Source organism: Pedobacter sp. JCM 36344 (assembly GCF_046546555.1).
Taxonomy (GTDB): Bacteria; Bacteroidota; Bacteroidia; order Sphingobacteriales; family Sphingobacteriaceae; genus Pedobacter.
Window position 1 is genome coordinate 12,600 of sequence record NZ_JBKHKK010000019.1, and the last position, 18,658, is coordinate 31,257.

General features: G+C 38.8%; 15 protein-coding genes and 1 other RNA gene. 8 read left to right on the forward strand and 8 right to left on the reverse strand.

Features of this window, described 5'->3' with window-relative positions:
* Positions 1-48 precede the first annotated feature (48 nt).
* Complete coding sequence (locus ACHFIZ_RS16180; RefSeq protein ID WP_410887712.1) at positions 49-1,074, reverse strand: DUF3500 domain-containing protein; 1,026 nt, start codon at positions 1,072-1,074, stop codon at positions 49-51.
* Between the two features lie 103 nt (positions 1,075-1,177).
* On the opposite strand from ACHFIZ_RS16180, the gene rnpB reads away from it, so the two are divergent.
* Together rnpB and ACHFIZ_RS16190 are read left to right on the forward strand one after the other, a co-directional pair.
* Positions 1,178-1,555, forward strand: an RNA gene (gene rnpB / locus ACHFIZ_RS16185) — RNase P RNA component class A.
* A 56-nt stretch (positions 1,556-1,611) separates the two neighbouring features.
* Entirely contained in the window at positions 1,612-3,015 is a 1,404-nt protein-coding gene (locus ACHFIZ_RS16190) for a sigma-54-dependent transcriptional regulator (RefSeq protein WP_410887714.1), read from the forward strand.
* A 38-nt stretch (positions 3,016-3,053) separates the two neighbouring features.
* Here ACHFIZ_RS16190 and ACHFIZ_RS16195 read toward each other — a convergent pair whose 3' ends face one another.
* The 6 genes from ACHFIZ_RS16195 to gatB all read right to left on the reverse strand — a co-directional run bounded on the left by ACHFIZ_RS16195 (position 3,054) and on the right by gatB (position 8,611).
* Positions 3,054-3,668 (reverse strand): CBS domain-containing protein, encoded by a 615-nt coding sequence (locus ACHFIZ_RS16195; protein ID WP_410887716.1) that lies wholly within the window; start codon positions 3,666-3,668, stop codon positions 3,054-3,056.
* A gap of 12 nt (positions 3,669-3,680) precedes the next feature.
* Positions 3,681-4,310 (reverse strand): chloride channel protein, encoded by a 630-nt coding sequence (locus tag ACHFIZ_RS16200; protein ID WP_410887718.1) that lies wholly within the window; start codon positions 4,308-4,310, stop codon positions 3,681-3,683.
* Positions 4,311-4,469: 159 nt separating this feature from the next.
* The gene (locus ACHFIZ_RS16205; RefSeq protein ID WP_410887720.1) at positions 4,470-5,192 is read right to left on the reverse strand and encodes an RluA family pseudouridine synthase; all 723 of its coding nucleotides are present in this window, start codon (positions 5,190-5,192) and stop codon (positions 4,470-4,472) included.
* A gap of 31 nt (positions 5,193-5,223) precedes the next feature.
* Positions 5,224-5,913, reverse strand: a complete 690-nt coding sequence (locus ACHFIZ_RS16210) for a response regulator transcription factor (RefSeq protein ID WP_410887722.1) — start codon at positions 5,911-5,913, stop codon at positions 5,224-5,226.
* A gap of 105 nt (positions 5,914-6,018) precedes the next feature.
* Positions 6,019-7,140, reverse strand: a complete 1,122-nt coding sequence (locus ACHFIZ_RS16215; protein ID WP_410887724.1) for a redoxin domain-containing protein — start codon at positions 7,138-7,140, stop codon at positions 6,019-6,021.
* A 4-nt stretch (positions 7,141-7,144) separates the two neighbouring features.
* Positions 7,145-8,611 (reverse strand): Asp-tRNA(Asn)/Glu-tRNA(Gln) amidotransferase subunit GatB, encoded by a 1,467-nt coding sequence (gene gatB, locus ACHFIZ_RS16220; RefSeq protein ID WP_410887726.1) that lies wholly within the window; start codon positions 8,609-8,611, stop codon positions 7,145-7,147.
* Positions 8,612-9,222: 611 nt separating this feature from the next.
* Between gatB and ACHFIZ_RS16225 the strand changes: the two genes are divergently transcribed.
* Positions 9,223-9,903 carry a DUF1080 domain-containing protein gene (locus tag ACHFIZ_RS16225; protein ID WP_410887728.1) on the forward strand — a complete coding sequence of 227 codons (681 nt, stop codon included), beginning with the start codon at positions 9,223-9,225 and terminating at the stop codon, positions 9,901-9,903.
* Here ACHFIZ_RS16225 and alaS read toward each other — a convergent pair whose 3' ends face one another.
* The gene (gene alaS / locus ACHFIZ_RS16230; protein WP_410887827.1) at positions 9,904-12,600 is read right to left on the reverse strand and encodes an alanine--tRNA ligase; all 2,697 of its coding nucleotides are present in this window, start codon (positions 12,598-12,600) and stop codon (positions 9,904-9,906) included.
* 114 nt (positions 12,601-12,714) lie between these two features.
* Here alaS and ACHFIZ_RS16235 point away from each other — a divergent pair, with 114 nt between their 5' ends.
* From ACHFIZ_RS16235 to ACHFIZ_RS16255, 5 genes are all read left to right on the forward strand, one after another.
* On the forward strand, positions 12,715-13,050 hold the full coding sequence (locus ACHFIZ_RS16235) for a MerR family transcriptional regulator (RefSeq protein ID WP_410887730.1): 336 nt from the start codon (positions 12,715-12,717) through the stop codon (positions 13,048-13,050).
* A gap of 52 nt (positions 13,051-13,102) precedes the next feature.
* Positions 13,103-15,136 (forward strand): helix-hairpin-helix domain-containing protein, encoded by a 2,034-nt coding sequence (locus tag ACHFIZ_RS16240; protein WP_410887732.1) that lies wholly within the window; start codon positions 13,103-13,105, stop codon positions 15,134-15,136.
* Complete coding sequence (locus tag ACHFIZ_RS16245; protein WP_410887734.1) at positions 15,105-17,027, forward strand: ComEC/Rec2 family competence protein; 1,923 nt, start codon at positions 15,105-15,107, stop codon at positions 17,025-17,027. The genes ACHFIZ_RS16240 and ACHFIZ_RS16245 overlap by 32 nt, the downstream gene beginning before the upstream one ends.
* Positions 17,028-17,095: 68 nt before the next feature.
* Complete coding sequence (locus ACHFIZ_RS16250; RefSeq protein ID WP_410887736.1) at positions 17,096-17,875, forward strand: enoyl-CoA hydratase/isomerase family protein; 780 nt, start codon at positions 17,096-17,098, stop codon at positions 17,873-17,875.
* Between the two features lie 6 nt (positions 17,876-17,881).
* Positions 17,882-18,592, forward strand: coding sequence for a hypothetical protein (locus ACHFIZ_RS16255; RefSeq protein ID WP_410887738.1), 711 nt, complete (start codon positions 17,882-17,884; stop codon positions 18,590-18,592).
* The last annotated feature ends 66 nt before the right edge of the window (positions 18,593-18,658 follow it).

Below are 18,658 nucleotides of genomic sequence, written 5' to 3' on the forward strand. Positions count from 1 at the left end.
CTATTTAGCCTATATTAGGTTCGTAGTGAAGTCCGACCCTGGTATAAGCTACTGTTTTGTGCTTCCGAACTGAAAGCTGGAGGCATAGTCTCGCAAATGATCGCGATAGACGGTATGGTAGTGTATGCCTTGTGGGAAAACCGCTCCCGGCTGACATATAAACTCAATCCAGACACTTGGTCCGTCGATTCTAACATAATCAGATTTTTTGCTCAGGTCAACTCCTCCATAAAAAGCTACAAAAGTGTCGTTTAAATCCAGTCTGTATGTCTTCATAAGTTCTTTAGCAGTTGATTCATCTGCAATGTGAACCCATTGTAAAATGGCTTTCAGCACCTTTGATTTTTGTTGGGGACTTAATTCAGAAGCCTTTATGCCTGCCTTAATAACAGGGAACGCTCCATCTTTACCCGGCCCCACAAACACATCCCCATAACCTTCAACCAGTCTGGCTTTTGCAAGCTGAGAATCAGTTAATGATTTCAAAACATCCACTAATGCATCATGATTACCTTTCAATGTAGTATTCTCTGGCGGCTCTAAACCCATAAACAATGGCGACGCAGAGACTTGCCGACCCATATTAAAAGTGAGGTTCACAGCTAAGTGATGACCACCAATTTGCAGCTGCCATTTTTCAGCCCTATCAGGCATCCCTAAAAAAGCTATAATGTAATTATCAGAAGAATATTCTTTACGTCCCTTACCTAAGAAGGCATCAGCTTCCATGATACCCATTACCTGATCATAGCCAGCCCCAATAGAAGCCCCCAAAGCAGCCTTTGCTACATTCTTAGCCAAAGACAGTTGCGAAGCCGATAAACTACCAAAAAGGATCCCTACCCTGCATTGCAAACCACACGGAAGGTTGGTCCATTTTACCGCATTTGCCTGATTATAACCCACGACAGCCATATCCTTTTGCTCTGAACTCAACGAACTAATAAATTTTTCAGAAGCAGAAAAAACATCGCTGTATTTCGAAACAGCGCCTTCTGCAGTATTCCGCAGTATCAAAAGGACCACTAACCCGCAAATTAGCCTCCAGCCCAACCATTGATTTCCTTTTTTCATTTCCTTAAATTAATAAATAATTCTAACCCGTCCTATCTTAATTTTTCCAGGCCAAGAACAAAAACACGTTCTCAACAGTTTTTTTTTGTATTTTAGCAGTAAAAATGCAAGCCGTTCTATCGCTGCGAACTCGTTTCGGAGAGGAAAGTCCGGGCAACATAGAGCATCTCGCTTCCTAACGGGAAGAGGTTCAGGAATGAATACCTGAATTATGGAAAGTGCCACAGAAAGCAAACCGCCGATGGCTCTCAAGGCACAGGTAAGGTTGAAAACGTGAGGTAAGGGCTCACGATTGTTCCGGGAGACCGGAAGATTTGTAAACCCCGGGAGTTGAAAGACCAAATAGGCTAACGCATGTAGGGCTGCTCGTTCGATGTTAGTGGGTAGGTCGTTAGAGATAAATGGCAACATTTATACTGGATTAATGATAGAAGTCCAATTTTATTGGATACAGAACCCGGCTTATAGGCTTGCATTTTTTATATTCCATTTTAAAAGTAATATATTAGCACACTAATAAAACTGAGACCAATACCTATGGCGAAAATTTTAATAATTGACGATGAACGGGCGATTAGAAGCACTTTACGTGAAATTTTAGAATACGAGAATTATGAAGTTGAAGATACAGACAATGGTATTGAGGGTCTTGAATTAATAAAGAAAAAAAAGTTTGATCTGGTACTGTGCGACATCAAAATGAATCGTATGGATGGTATGGAAGTTTTGGAACAAGCACTCGCTTTTAGCCCGGATCTTCCTTTTATCATGATCTCCGGTCACGGAACTGTGGAGACTGCAATTGAGGCAAGTAAGAAAGGAGCATTCGACTTTATCTCTAAACCACCGGATTTAAACAGACTTTTAATTACGGTAAGAAACGCCCTGGATAGAGGGACTCTGGTTACCGAGACTAAAGTTTTAAAACGTAAAGTTAGTAAAACCAGAGATATCCTCGGAAGCTCCGTTAACATCAATAAAATTAAAGAAACGATTGAACGCGTTGCCCCTACTGAGGCCAGAGTATTAATTACAGGTGCGAACGGCAGTGGTAAAGAGTTGGTTGCCCGCTGGTTACACGAAAAATCGAACCGTGCCGATAGCCCCCTTATTGAAGTCAACTGTGCTGCAATACCTTCAGAATTAATTGAAAGTGAACTTTTTGGCCATGAAAAAGGCTCATTTACTTCTGCAGTAAAGCAGCGTATTGGTAAGTTTGAACTTGCAAATGGAGGAACTCTTTTCTTAGATGAGATTGGTGACATGAGTTTATCTGCCCAAGCTAAAGTACTAAGAGCTTTGCAGGAACATAAAATCAGTCGTGTTGGTGGTGAAAAAGAACTGGAAGTTAACGTCCGTGTTCTTGCAGCAACGAACAAGGATTTAATGAAAGAGATTGAGGATGGTAATTTCCGTATGGATTTGTATCACCGTCTAAACGTGATAAATATTCACGTTCCACATTTAAGAGAACGAATTGAAGATATACCGGAGATTGCACAAAACTTCCTGGAAGACATTTGTAGAGATTATGGGATGCCTGTTAAAAGGATCAGTGAGGGTGGGATGTTTGCATTGCAACGATTGCCATGGACAGGAAATGTTCGTGAGTTACACAATATGATTGAACGTTTGATCATTTTGAGCGATAAAGTAATTACCGAGCAAGATGTAGTTGCTTTCGCCAATCCTGGCGGAGGAACAAACATTGGGGCAGCAGTTGATAATGGAAGCTCGGTTGCAGCAGTCAAAGGTGGTCTAGACTACGAAAAATTCAATAATTTTCAGGATTACAAAGACCATGCTGAACGTGAATTCATAAAGTTTAAACTAGAGAAAAATAACTGGAACGTATCTAAAACTGCGGATGACATTGACATCCAAAGAAGTCATTTGTATAGTAAGATCGAAAAATTTGGATTAAAGCGAGTAGCCGAATAGAGCTACTCCATTTAGTTTGCCTAGCGACTAAGTAAAGATCAATATTTATTAAATATAGCTATTTTAGAAACGAAGCCAAGGAATTCTCCTTCTGCATTCAAGACTGGCAATACCCATACGTTTTCCTTTTCCATAATCTCAAGCACTGCTTTTACATTCGTTGCTGGTGTAACTGTGTAAGGGGCTTGTTGCATAAGATCTGAAACAGCAATACTTTGTTGAATTTTTACGCTATCTTTCAATATATCTTCAATGTAAACTAGTCCTTTAAAACAATTTGCATCATCTAATACCGGAAAAACGTTTCTTTTAGACTGCAGGATATCGCCCATTTTGTTACTCAGCTGATCATTGCTTTTCAGGATCACGTCATCCTTCTCAATCAGGTACCGAAGCTTCATCATCGTGAGTACCGTGCTATCTTTGTCTTCGTGAGAGAGCAACTCCCCTTTTTCTGCAAGCGGTTTTGTATGGATAGAGTGTTGATTGTCACTTCGGTTGATCGCATAGGGAATCGCCGAAGTAACCATTAATGGTACCATTAGCACATAGCCACCCGTTATCTCGGCAATTAAAAATATACCAGTTAAGGGTTCGTGCATAATGTCACTTAATGAGTGCCATACTGGCGACAATAAAGTTGGTTGTGTCAAGATGTGCGATTTCTAGCGTATTTGCAGTAAATGCAACCAAAAAGCCATGGGAAATGCGACTATTATTACTGCCAGAATTACGTAGTACATTAAAGCATTCATCTTCCAAACTTCCGTAACCAGGAAGAAAAGCTGCTCATTGAAAAGTAGTCGGCCAACGACTGCCGCTGTTGCTGAAGCCAGCAGAAGCGGAATAAAAGCAGGAATTATAAACTCCGGAAGTAAAATCTCTATGGCAAAGACGATCCCATCGATGAGGCTGTTAAAGGCGGCAGAAATTCCTCCGGCGGCTCCACAGGCTAATAACATGGTTGTTTCCGTATACGAGAAACCTAGGAAACGTCCTAATATAGAGCCTATCCCCGCCCCGCTTGTGACAATTGGTGCTTCTAATCCAGTGGGTCCACCGAAACCGACAGCAAGTGCCGAAGTGATAATTTGGGAATAAATGTTATGTGACTCAATTTTACTTGATTTCTTAGATATAGTGTATAATACTGGTGTGAGGCCGGTTTCGAACTTACTGTTTTTGATAAACCTTCTAACATAAAGCACGAAAAGCAAGATACCGATAAAAAGGAAAGAAGAAAAATAGGTAGTATTTATATTGCCACTGAAAACCGGGCTGGAGAAATGCCTCAATTTGATGCGTTATTGCTTTTAATAGAAAGGCGGCTAAACCAGAAAGCGCACCCACAATAAATGCCGCAACTACAATAAAATTTCTATTTAAAATCTTAGTTTTCTAGTAATGATTGAAGGAATCTACATAATTTACCAGCTTTACGTACATAGCTTACCTTATGAATCGAATTTATCTAAAAGTTTGACCAACGTAGCGAAGTCTTTAGGATAAGGGGCATCAATAAAGATGTCCTGATCATCCAGTCCTTTAAAGGTTACAAACCTGGCATGGAGTGCAAATCTTTTCATGATGGGCTGCTCCTCATCGTCTTTGGCAATTCGGTAACCTTTCTTCATGCTTGAAAGGAATACAGGTTTGCCTTTGTACAGATGATCACCAACTATAGCTGCGCGCTGTGTTGCGAGATGAATCCTGATCTGGTGCATTCTTCCGGTAATTGGCTTACACTCCACAAGGGTGTAATGACGGTAATGCTTTACGGTATTGAAAATAGTTTCCGCTCTTTTGCCCTCCTTCCTATCAATAGTTACGCTTTTGTTGCCGTCATTTAAAATAGGCAAGTCTATGAAAAGCTCGTTGAAGGTGAACTGACCATCGACTATTGCGTGATAGACCTTATTTACCCTACGTTTCTCAAACTGAATGGCTACGGAACGGTAGGCGTCTGGAGTTTTGGCAATGATAATAGCGCCGGAAGTCTCTTTATCCAACCGGTGACACACTTGTGCATCATCGCTGTAATGCTTTGCCATGCGAAGAATGTTTACTTCACCAGAACCCCCCCGCTCATCAAGTGATGCAACAAAGGGCGGCTTATTTACAACGATATAATCATCGTTTTCGAATAGTATGAGGTCTTTAAAGGAAGGATATTTCAAATCTGTGCATTTCTTGTTACCGGCAAAAGTACTAAGAAAGTTCGAATTTATAACCCACTCCTTTTACTGTGGCCACATATGTTTCACCCAACTTCTCGCGGAGTTTACGAATATGTACATCAATTGTACGGTTTGTTACTACCACCGAATCCTCCCAGATATTCTTAAGAATAGATTCTCTGGTGTAAACTTTTCCGGGTTTAGAAGCCAGCAAGTATAAAAGTTCAAACTCCTTTTTCGCAAGCACGACTTTCTCTCCGTTTTGGTAAACGAGATATGCTTCCCTATCAATCACTAAATCACCAATTTCTACTTTATTTTCCGACATCTCATCAGGACTCGTGTTTCTTCTCAATATAGCATTGATGCGACTTATTAACGCCCTTGGCTTAATTGGTTTAGCTATATAATCATCTGCCCCAACGTTGAACCCTGCTATTTCAGAATACTCTTCACTCCGAGCAGTTAAGAACACCATGAATGTATTTTTAAATTCTGGAATGGCCCGCATTATCCGACATGCTTCAATGCCATCCATCTTTGGCATCATGATATCAAGAATAATTAAATCTGGATGAACCTTCTTGGCCACATTGATACCTTCCTGGCCGTTACTTGCCAAAAAAACCTGATAACCTTCTTTCTTTAAGTTGTATTCAATTAACTCTAAAATATCCGGTTCGTCATCAACAATTAGGATTTTTTGTTTTACAGCGCTCATAGCTTTAGTTATTTATTACGAAAGTAGGCAATCAATTGAAACATAGCGTTAAAGTCAGGTTAACAAATTGTTAACAAGGTAAGCTATGTTAACATTCAATTAGGGTTATTGTAACGTTTTAGTTAAAAAGGCCGTTAGCTCTGCACCATATAGATTTTTAGCAATTATAGTACCCTTAGGGTCAAGGAGATAATTAGCTGGAATACCCTCGATTGCATACAAAGGAACCACTTTACTATCCCAGTATTTAAGATCAGAAACGTGGGTCCAAGTTAATTTATCTTTGGCAATTGCTGCAAGCCACTGGTCTTTACCTCCGGGACGGTCAAGTGATACACCAAGTATCGTGAAGTTTCTATCTTTGAAAGTTTTGTAGGCTGCTACAACATTTGGATTTTCGTTTCTGCAAGGTCCGCACCACGATGCCCAGAAATCGATCATAACATATTTGCCTTTGAAGTCTGAAAGTTTAATGGGCTTATCATTCACGTCATACAATTCAAAATCAGGGGCTGGTAGTCCAATGTCAAGCTTTTTGATGATAGCCATACGTTTCAGGAAGTCGTCAACCATTGGGTTTCCCTTTATTTTGTCTTGTATTTTATCAGAATAAGCAACCATTTCTTTTTTATAATCCATAGGACTCAACAAATTAATGGCGTAGAAACCAGCAAGCGTTCCAACGTTGTCTTCTGCAAATTTCAGGGTAGCATTATTTTTACCTTGGATTTCAGCCATGTATTTGGGCTGCATTTGCTCCAGAACCTTACTTCTATCTTCAGGTTTCGCCTCGGCCGCGGCATTGAATTCATTTTGAATGATAGCGATCCTGCCTGCATACTGATTCTGAATTGTATTCAACTCTTGCAATTTATCGGCTTCCATAGCGCCAGAAATATTGTATACAGCGTTTGGATTAGTAAGATCAGCAGTTATTTTGACCTCATCACCATTCTTTGCAATGATCAGGTATTCCTTAGTGTCTGCAGAGATGCGAAAGAAATCGCTTCCCCGTGTTGCGTGAGTAAACTTGAATTCACCTTTTTCTGAAAATACTGTTGAGTCCAATGCAGTCGCATTTGCGTCTTTTAAGCCAAACAAATAAACTTTACTTTGAGGAACAGCATTCGTAAAGGTTCCCTCTATAACAAATTTATCTTTGTCTTTACAAGCGGTAAAACTTAGGCAAACTGCTACGATGCAGGTTAGTTTTCTGGATATATTCATAGGTTTATGAGTTTAATTTTTGAAGTAATACGTCATTTATTTTCTTTGGATCCGCCTTTCCCTTGGCAAGTTTCATCACCTCACCAACAAATAGGCCAAGAACACCTTTCTTTCCATTCTTGTAAGCTTGTACTTGTGGCTGGAATTTAGCCAATACCTGCTCTACGAATTGGTACAGTTCATCTGCGTTGTCCTTAATCAATAAATTGAGCTCTGTCGATAGTTGCAGAACGTCGCTTTCAGGCCTGTTCAATAAATCAGGAATTAGCCTTTGTAAGGCAACTTGATGACTAATTCGCTTTTCATCTACAAGATTGATGACTTCGGAAAGTTTATGAGGCGAAAGCGTGAAGGAGGCTATTGTGAGCTTATTATCGCTAAGGAATGCTCTTATTGGGCCAGTTAACCAATTAATCAAACTCTTTGGCTGCTGGATGTTCTGAAGCCCCGATGTAAAATAGTGGAATAAATCGCTATCATCTCCAAGTACAGCAGCCTCTGAAAGACCTAGGTTATAATCGGTCATTAATCTTTTCAGGATCACAGCTGGCAACTCAGGCATTTCAGCCCTAATTTGCGCTAATCGTTCATCCGATATATGAAGCGGAACAAGATCCGGATCAGGAAAGTAGCGATAATCATTCGCCTCTTCCTTATTTCTCATCGGAGATGTTGTTCCTTGGTCTGAATCAAAATTAAGGGTACTTTGAATAATCACCCCTCCCTTGCCAATGACTTCCCGTTGTCTGGCAAATTCAAAGTCCATTGCTCTGCGGACATTTCTAATTGAGTTTAAATTTTTTACCTCACAGCGGATACCATAGTCAGCCGATCCTTTAGGGCGGATAGAAATATTGGCGTCACAGCGCAAGCTCCCTTCTTCCATATTACCGTCACTCACATTCAAGTGCCTAACCAATTTGCGCATTTCTGTGAGTAAAGCAGAGGCTTCTTCAGCGCTCCTGATATCGGGTTCTGTAACAATCTCGATGAGTGGAACTCCCGCCCTGTTTAAGTCAATACATGAAAATCGTTCGTCTTGATCATGGAGGCTTTTACCCGCATCTTCTTCCAGGTGTATCCTATTGATACTGATTCGCTTCTCTGTTCCATTACTCAATTTAACATTGATAAATCCGTCTTGGCAGATGGGCTTATTATCCTGGGTAATTTGGTAACCCTTAGGTAAATCAGCATAAAAATAGTTCTTTCGATCGAAGTAATTCACTTGATTAATCTTGCAATTGAGCGCTAAGCCCATGCGGATAGCTTTTTCTACTACCTGTTTATTAAGCTTTGGGAGTGCACCCGGCAGCGCCAAACTAACAGGAGAAATATGCTGATTTGGCTTAGCACCAAAAGCTGCGCTATCTGATGAAAAAATCTTTGTATTTGTGTTTAGTTGCACATGAATCTCAAGTCCCGATACCAACTCAAAATCCGAAGAAGAAACGGTTATTTTGTCACTCATATGTAGTAGGAACTTGTCTTGATTTTAATTCTTTTATTATACAAACATAAGTATTTATGCGTTATATCTGACGTTTAAAAGGCGTAATTGTAATGATGGCACAAACTTTAAATAATTTATAACACACAAAATTGACTTTGAAAGTGGGTGTTAGCCATTTTAGTGTATTAACTGTTTTTAGAAGGACAATTCTTACAAGGTACACTATTAATTTTGTTGCTTGGGGTGTATTTTTGCTTCTTTTATTTTTTTTGGGCCCATTGTTTGTAATTATCAAATGGTGCTTGACTTTTCAGTGAGGTAAACCACCTGATTGTATTGTAGAAATTAATATAAACCTTTAAATGAGCTTCGTTTGCCTCAGCATCTTTGTTCATTGATGCCTTCTGGGATAACAACATCGAGCTTTTATCAACAAACTACTTCTTCCAAAAGGAAATCTGCATAGGATTAAGATCATACTTAACCGCAGTTCAAAGAATGAAAGCAAATCACAACCAAGTACTCGCAACACAAAACCAGTTCCTGATCTGGAACTTGGTGTAACATACTTGAAGAGACAGTAAGTCGTTGTTAGTGAAAAGTGAAAGATTATTCTATATATTTATAGTATGAGAATAAGTTATCTTATCGCTATCTTCCTAATTTCATTTGTATCGATAAGGGTTGAGACTTTTGCACAAACTAAGTCTTTGTTTAATGGGAAAAATCTCAATGGATGGCACATTGATGTTCCTGAGCTAGATAAAAACGAGGGTGCAAAATCACCATTTATTATTAGGAATGGGCTTCTTGTAAGTTTGGGAACCCCAGGCGGTCATTTGATAACTGACTCTGTATTTAGCAACTATAAAATAGAAGTACAATATAGATTTGCCAGCAAACCAGGAAATTGTGGCTTGCTCGTTCATGCATCTTCACCTCGGGCACTGTATGGAATGTTTCCAAAGTCAATTGAAGTCCAAATTGAGCACACGAATGCTGGCGACTTCTGGTGTATAGAAGAAGATATCACCGTGCCTGAAATGGAATCAAGAAGAGGTGACAAATCAAGATGGGGCATTAATGGCGACAAGCTACGTAAGATTGAAAGATTAGTTCAAAATGTAGAAAAGCCAGTTGGAGATTGGAACAAAATGGTTGTTGAATGTAAAAATGATGAGGTCATCGTTTGGGTCAACAATATACTTGTTAATCACGGATATAAATGTACAGCAACTTCGGGCCAAATAGCTTTGCAAGCAGAAGGATCGGAAGTTGAGTTCAGAAAAGTTAGCCTAACTAAATTATAGTTACACTAACTTTTCTACTTTTTCTAGTAGAGTTTTCAAACCATCTTTATTCTTACCACCAGCTGTCGCATAAAATGGCTGGCCGCCCCCACCGCCTTGAATATCCTTTGCTAGTTCTTGAACAATGTTAGATGCATTCAATCCCCTTTCTTTTACGAGATGCTCTGAAATCATTACGGTTATTCCTGGTTTATCATCAATTATTGTCGTGAAAACCAGAAGTAAGTCATCTACGAGATCTTTGACAGCAAATGCAAGATTTTTCACAGCATCTGCATTTGGTAAGTCTACATGCCTTGCGATAACATTTATCCCATTTATTGTTCTCTTGTGCTGAGCAATCTCATGCTTTAAGTTGGAGGAATGCTCCACCAAGGCTTTTTCTGCTTCCTTTTTTAATTTGCTATTTTCTTCTATTAATATTGAAACTGCAACTTTAAGATTTTTGCTACCTTTCAATAACATCCTTAGTTCTGCCAATTCTTTATTTTGAGATAGCATAAAGTCTTCAGCTTTATCCGCAGTAATTGCTTCAATACGCCTCACCCCTGCAGCAACACCACTCTCTGATATGATCTTGAAATATCCTATCTGACCTGTCGCCTGCACGTGAGTTCCGCCACATAATTCCTTAGAATAATGGTCGTCAAATGTGATAATCCTTACCAGATCACCATATTTTTCTCCAAAAAGTGCTGTAACTCCGCTTGAAATTGCTTGATCATAGGGAACATAACGCTGTTCCTTTAACGGGATATTTTCTCTCACTTTTTTGTTGACAATATGTTCTATCCTTGAGAGATCTATTTCTGAGATCTTTTCAAAATGTGAGAAATCGAACCGCAAATAGTCAGGATTTACCAATGACCCTTTCTGGTTAACATGGTTACCTAAAACTTTCTTAAGTGCCGCATGTAATAGGTGTGTAGCAGTGTGATTATCTTGAGACAATAGTCGCTTGTATTCATCTATGACGGCCCAAAATTGACCATCTAAATCCTCTGGTAATGTATCCGTGTAATGGACAATGACGCCATTTTCTTTCTTGGTATCGTTTATTTCTACAAAAAACAAGCGGCTATGGTCTTCTAATCTCCCTGTATCACCAACTTGCCCACCACTTTCTGCATAGAATGGCGTTTTACTTAGCACAAACTGATATTGCTCCTTCCCTTTTGCGGTAACCTTACGATATTTAATAATTTGCGTTTCACACTCGAAATCGTCATAACCGACAAATTCTACCTCTAAATTTGGATTTACGAGAACCCAATCACCAGTATCTATTGCGGTAGCAGCTCTAGAGCGTTCTTTTTGTTTAAGTAATTCTTTAGAGTAGCCTTCCATATCTACAATCCACTTTTGTTCCCTTGCCATCAACTCCGTTAAATCAATCGGAAAACCGTATGTGTCCTGTAATTCAAATGCAAATTCTCCTGAGATGATCATTTGGTCTTTTAAAATACTATATACCCAAGCATCGGCAAAGCCTTTCTCCGGCTCAATTGCATTTTCAAGCATAAGATGCTCACCTTGTTTGCGAGTGTAGCTTTCAAATCGCTGAATACCGGTAGATAAGGTCCTTAAAAAGGAAACCTCTTCTTCCAGTACGACCTTCTGAACAAAATCCTGTTGTAGGCTTAGATCTTGGAATACGTCTTTAAACTGATCTGCCAGCACTGGTACTAACCTATGCATAAACGGATCCTTTAAATTAAGAAAAGTATAGGCGTAACGAACTGCACGGCGTAAGATCCTTCTTATAACGTATCCGGCCTTATTATTTGATGGAAGTTGTCCATCGGCAATCACAAATGATATGGCACGTATGTGATCCGCCATAACTCGCATTGCGATATCAGTTTTTTCCTCGGCGCCGTATTTTATGTCCGAATGCTGAGCTATAAATTCGATTAATGGCTGGAAAACGTCTGTATCGTAATTTGATGATTTTTTTTGCAACACACGAACTAATCTTTCAAAGCCCATTCCAGTGTCTACATGCCGTGCAGGTAATGGCTGCAATGACCCATCCTTTAATCGGTTGAATTGCATGAATACATTATTCCAGATCTCTATAACCTGCGGATGATCTGCATTTACCAGCGACTTGCCAGAAATTTCATTACGTTCATTCAATGGCCGACAATCCACATGAATTTCAGAGCATGGTCCGCATGGTCCTGTATCGCCCATTTCCCAGAAATTATCTTTCTTGTTGCCAAGGATGATGCGGTCTTCGGGAACATATTGTTTCCAGAGATCGAAAGCTTCAGTATCCCTTTCGAGGCCTTCTTTTGAATCACCTTCAAAAATAGAAACGTACAGCTGATCTTCAGGAATATTATAAACTTCAGTTAGCAATTCCCAGCTCCATGCAATTGCCTCCTTTTTGAAATAGTCACCAAAGCTCCAGTTACCCAACATCTCGAACATCGTATGGTGATAGGTATCAATACCAACTTCTTCCAGGTCGTTATGCTTACCAGAAACGCGTAAACAACGTTGTGTATCCGTTATCCTGGAGTATTTTATTGCAGCCTCACCAAGGAACAAGTCTTTGAATTGGTTCATCCCTGCATTAGTAAACATTAGGGTTGGATCGTTTTTAACTACAATTGGCGCTGAGGGAACAATATGATGCTGTTTGGATTCAAAAAACTTCAAGTAGGCCTGTCTGATTTCTTTCGCTGTCATCATGATGTGTATTAGATGGCAAACTTAGATAAAACTGTTTGTAAATAAAACAATTTTATCTAAGTTTGGATACTTTAAATAAAAGCTGTAATAGTCTAATAATCAACGTAAATTATGCCATACAAAGAACGGGAAATCAACAAGATGTATTACACTATGGGCGAGGTTACCGAAATGTTTGGTGTCAATGCATCGCAGATCAGGTTCTATGAAAAGGAATTCATTGTTCTACAGCCGAAGAAAAATAAAAAGGGAAACCGACTTTTTACCCCTGAAGATATTGAGAGCCTAAAAATGATATTTCACTTGGTGGATGAGAAGGGGTTTACTTTAAAAGGAGCAAAAGAACACCTCAAAAATAATGGCGCTGAGGTTAAGGAAAATCAGCGCATCATTGCTTCATTAGAGAAATTAAAAGACTTTCTTTTAAAACTCAATGAGGAAATATAATATCCGCATAAGTTGGTTTACTAACTGCTAATATCCGTGGTTTGGCACATCAATGCCAATCAGACTTATCTTGCTACTTTTAGCTTTTCATTTTGTTTCTTTCACCGCATTTGCTCAGGATGATTCCTTTATTAAGGATATTCTCGAAAGCGCTGCAGAAAACCTCTCTGAAGATATTGATTTGTATGAGCTCACAGAGCGGCTAAACTATATTCGCTCCCATCAGATCAATTTGAATGCTACTTCCGCGAAAAATCTGAAACAGCTTATATTTCTTTCTCCTTTGCAGATTACCAATTTGCTACGTCATTTAGAAGTCAATGGTAAATTGTTGGACTTGGCGGAGCTCCAGAGTATTGATGGGTTTGATTTGGTAACCATTGAAAGGCTTTTACAGTTCGTAACATTAGGTAAAAATGGAACCACAGATAAACTATCGTTAAAGGATATGTGGAGGAACGGCTCCAATGATCTAATTTTACGATACGGGCGGGTAATTGAGGTTCCCAAAGGCTTTACAGATTTGCCGGGAAGCAGGTATCTTGGGTCTCAGGACAGGATACTTTTACGCTACAAGTACACTTCCAACAACAGGATTGCCGCGGGATTAGTCATGGAAAAAGATGCAGGAGAACATTTTTCTAAGGGCAAAGTATTGTCTGATCACTTCTCGGCGAACCTCACCATTAATCAAGTCGGGCCATTTAAAAAAATCATTTTCGGTGACTATAGCTTACAGTTTGGACAGGGGCTCACATTATGGTCGGGCTTTGGTTTCGGAAAAGGCCCTGATGTGACAAGTGTTGCGGCGAGAGATGTTGGCCTCAGGTCATATTCATCTGCAAATGAGGCTTCGTTTTTTAGAGGAGTTTCCAATATAGTGGCTCTTTGGAAAGGCATAGAATTGACCTCATTTATATCTTATAGGAGACGAGATGGTAGCGTAAAACTGTGGCCTGATAGTACTACCACCATCCAGACGATTAATGACAGCGGATATCATCGGACGAAAACAGAGCTTAAAAATCAAAACAGCTTGGGACAACTTGTGTTTGGAGGCGCACTACAGTATTTGTCTGACAATCTAAATCTTGGCCTGGTAAGTTATCAATCCACATATGACCAAAATTTTATCACGGGAAGCTCAGCATATAATAAGTATGCTTTTACAGGAAAAAATCTACTGAATACGGGCTTTCATTATAACTACACATTTAAGAATATTTACTCCTATGGTGAGGTTGCGTATAGCGTAAATGGTGGTTGGGCAATTATAAATGGACTATTGGCGAGCTTGTCCCCGAAGTTTTCAGTTGTGCTATTGCATAGGAATTATGACCGCGACTATAGTAATTTTTTTAGTAATGCTGTTGGTGAAAATACAGATGTTAGGAATGAGAAGGGCACATATGCAGGACTTAATTTTACCCCGTCCAAGCGTTTCGTATACTCTGTCTATTTTGATTATTTTAAGTTTCCCTGGCTAAAATTTAGAGTTGACTCTGCATCAAAAGGTTATGAACTACTTGCTCAGGGAGTTTATATCCCAAAAAAAACATTAAAAATATTATTTAGGCTTAAACGTGAAGTGAAACAACAAAATCCTGATGCATCAGATAAAACTCAGGAACTTAGAAATGTTTTAAAAGGAAGTGTAAGAGTAGCGATAGATTGGAGATTAAACAAGAGTATAGATTTGCAGCAGCGGATAGAGATTTCCATTTATAAAAAGGGAAATGTAACTCAAGAGGTTGGGAAACTAATCTATAGTGATTTCAATTATCATCTGCCATCGTCTAAAGTATCTGGCAATTTGAGGATTGCTTATTTTGACACCCCTTCGTACAATAGTAGGATTTATGCTTACGAAGACGATGTACTCTATGGTTCGAGTTTTGGTGCTTATGCGGATAAAGGATTCAAATGTTACAGCAATATCAGGTATCGCGTTACTCAACAAATCGATTTATGGGCCAGATATGCTGTGATTGTCTATCAAGGAAAAGAATCGATAAGCTCTGGTCTGGATGAAATAAAGGGTATTAAAAAATCTGATGTCAAGGTCCAACTTCGTTTCCAATTCTGAGTTTTTCTACGTTAGGGCAATTGTGCCCTTCACAACCGGAATACTATTTTTCGGCTTTAAACCATTGGCTATTTTGCCGCCGATATTTATTTATCTGACAATTATTTTTTTTGTTATTTCATTCGGTGTATTAAATTTTTGTTATTCTGGGTTCAGACTCTATCGCTACAAATCTTTGATCTCTTTCGGATTGTATTTTTTGTTGTTTGTGTCTGGCTTTGCACTAACGACTTATAAAAGTGAAATACTACGCGATGACCACTTTGACAAGAAAAACTTCGAGTATCTCAATATTGTGGTAAATCAGGAGCCGCAAGTGACAAATAATATTCTAATGTTCAAAGCAAAGGTCGCAATGGGATACGAGAACTTATTAGAAACTAAAACGACTGGAAATATTTTAATAAGCATCAAACTCGAACCCAATTCAACTCTTAAGATTTTATACGGAGATGTGTTGATTATTCCGAACCTAGCAAAGGAAACAAGAGCTAATCCCAATCCTGCAACGTTTAATTATAAAAATTGGCTAGCGGAACAACATATCTACCATCAAGCATTTTTAGTTCAAAAGGAAGTATTATCGACTGGAAAAAATAAGGGCAACGTGTTAATGAATTTAGCATATAATGTTCGAGCCCGTCAAGTTAGATACTTTCGAGAAATCTTAGAAGATGACAATGTATATTCCGTTGCTTCCACATTAATCCTCGGATATCGCGCAGACCTGGACGAAGATGTGCTTAGTTATTATGCGAGAACGGGTACTATCCACGCTTTATCCGTATCGGGTATGCACGTGGGTTTGATATATATTCTATTGAACTGGATATTTGCTTTTTTGAATCGTCGAAAATTTACACGATTGTTTAAATCATTTGTAATCCTCTTACTCATATGGTCTTACACATTGCTTACTGGACTATCGCCATCAGTACTTAGAGCGGCAATCATGATTTCGGGGTTTATCATTGGCAAAAGTATTAATCGTTCCTCAGCTGGTTATAACATTCTAGCATTCTCCGCATTCTTAATTTTAGTTTATGATCCATATACTATTTGGGATGTTGGATTTCAATTGTCCTATCTGGCGGTTTTAGGACTGATTTTGTTACAGCCAATAATAGAAGGCTGGTTCTTTCTCAAAAATATTCATTTAAGAAAAATCTGGTCAGCTATAAGCATCTCAATTGCTGCCCAAGTTTTTACCTTCCCTTTGAGCATATATTATTTCCACCAATTCCCGATGTACTTCCTTGTGAGCAATCTATTTATTCTATTGCCCGTCACGGGAATTATGTATTTAGGAATACTTATTCTTGTATTTAGGCTTACCTTCCTCGCTGAGATTCTCGAATGGCTGATAAGTTTAACAAATGCAGGATTAAAATATATTGCTGAACTACCTTTGTCGAGCGTGTCTTCAATATGGATAAGTAAGGTGGAATTATTTGTACTAACGCTGGCTTTAGGAGGAATATTAATTGGGTTAAGTTTGTATAAAAAATCCATACTGCGATATAGTCTAGCACTATGTCTTGTCTTACAAACGCTGACAGGCTTCGATAAGTTCAAGGAGAATTACCAAAAAAAAATGGTGATTTTCAATATCAGGAGCTATTATGCAGTTGCCTTTATCAAAAGCCATGAAGCTATCCTATATACTCAGTTAAAGGTTGATGATAAACTATTTAAGAGAAACATTCAACCATTTTTAGACCAACAACATATTAAAACGATCATATGTACTGAAAACCTTCTATCTCTTACACGACCTTATTTAAAAATTGACAGTGATAACATTCAATTTTACAACTATTCAATTAGTCGAACCGAACTAAAACAATTGACGCTTGGCTATAAAAAAGCGATAGTAAAAAACATTGACTAATCTTAATTTCTATGATATTACCATGCATTCTATATATTTGATTCGTTAATGGTCAAAACAAAGAATCCATGATAGAAGAGGTTGTTTTATACTCAATTACGGATCGTATCGCAACGATCATACTTAACAGACCTGAGAAACGCAATGCCTTAAATCCGGAGGTCGTTTCAAAACTTATCGCATATTTCCTACAAGCTTCTGAAGATGAAGAGGTTAAGCTAATAGTATTGAAGGCTTTAGGATCGACCTTTAGTGCTGGTGCTGACTTAGCCTACCTACAACAGCTTCAGCAAAATACCTACGAAGAAAACCTAGCGGACTCTGAGAATTTAAAGCGATTGTTTACTACGATCTATTATCTCCCTAAAGTGGTGATCGCCCAAGTGGAAGGTCACGCTATAGCGGGTGGATGTGGGTTGGCCACGGTATGCGACATTATCTTTTCTGTACCAGAGGCCAAATTTGGATATACAGAGGTTAACTTAGGTTTTGTACCCGCGATAGTTTCCTGCTTTCTGCTAAGAAAAACTAGTGAGACAGTTGCTAAGCGCATTTTACTCAGTGGAGAGTTGTTTCCAGCTTCTGAAGCACTCAACTTTGGACTGATCACCTTTATAAAAAGCAAAAAGGAAATTGAGAAGGAAGTTATGAACTTTGCTAGACGACTATGTGAGACTGCATCTTCAAACTCATTAATGATCACTAAGCAGCTTATTGGACAAACGACCAACCCGTTTCTAGAGAAAAGCCTGTCCCTAGCCGTACATATCAACGCAAGAGTACGCGATAGTGATGATTTTAAAAGTGGTATTGCTGCTTTTATTAATAAAGAACATATTAAATGGTAAACAAAAATGATTATTAAAAAAACTCCCCCATTTAGAGCTAGAAATCTGGTATTGTTAACTGTGATGATGGCCGCTGGATCTTTACCTTTAAAAGCGCAAAAGATAATCAACCAGGGAACACTCACGTATGATATTTCATACGACCTTAACGATGATCAAAAGAAAACAATAGATGCAGCGCAACTGCCATCGATTAGCAAGGTGAAATTTAATGGTAGTTTATCTAAGATGGAAATAGATATGGGCCTTGCTACTTTAAAGATGATTGTAGACGGTCCCGGGCGATCGGCTATCTTGCTAGTAGATGCGCCCTTGTTCCAAAAGCTGTATGCAACGAAATTCACTAAGGAAGATCTTGAAAAACAGGGCGGCAATTTGATTTTTAAGAATTTTAAGACTACTGGAGAACGAAAACAAATAGGCGGATATGATGCAGAAAAATATAATTATCAAGATAACAATAATGAAAACTACGAAGTTTGGATAGCACCCGACCTTCAGTTATCTCCAGGTGCAATCTTACCAGAATTTGCTGAGCTCAAAGGCACGCCAGTAAAATATATAAGCATCCAATATGGGGTAAAAAATATTCTCACACTAAAAAATGTTAAGGAAGAGAAGACTGGGCCCTTTTCATTAACTATTCCATCAGGCTATGAGCTAAAGTCCGTTCAGGAAATTGATGAAATGTTTAAAATGCTTAAGGGAACAAATTAGTCTATAGATATGCTGAATGGTTTGCTTTTCTTTTTGAGGTTCATAGTATTTTGGCTTCTTTTTTTC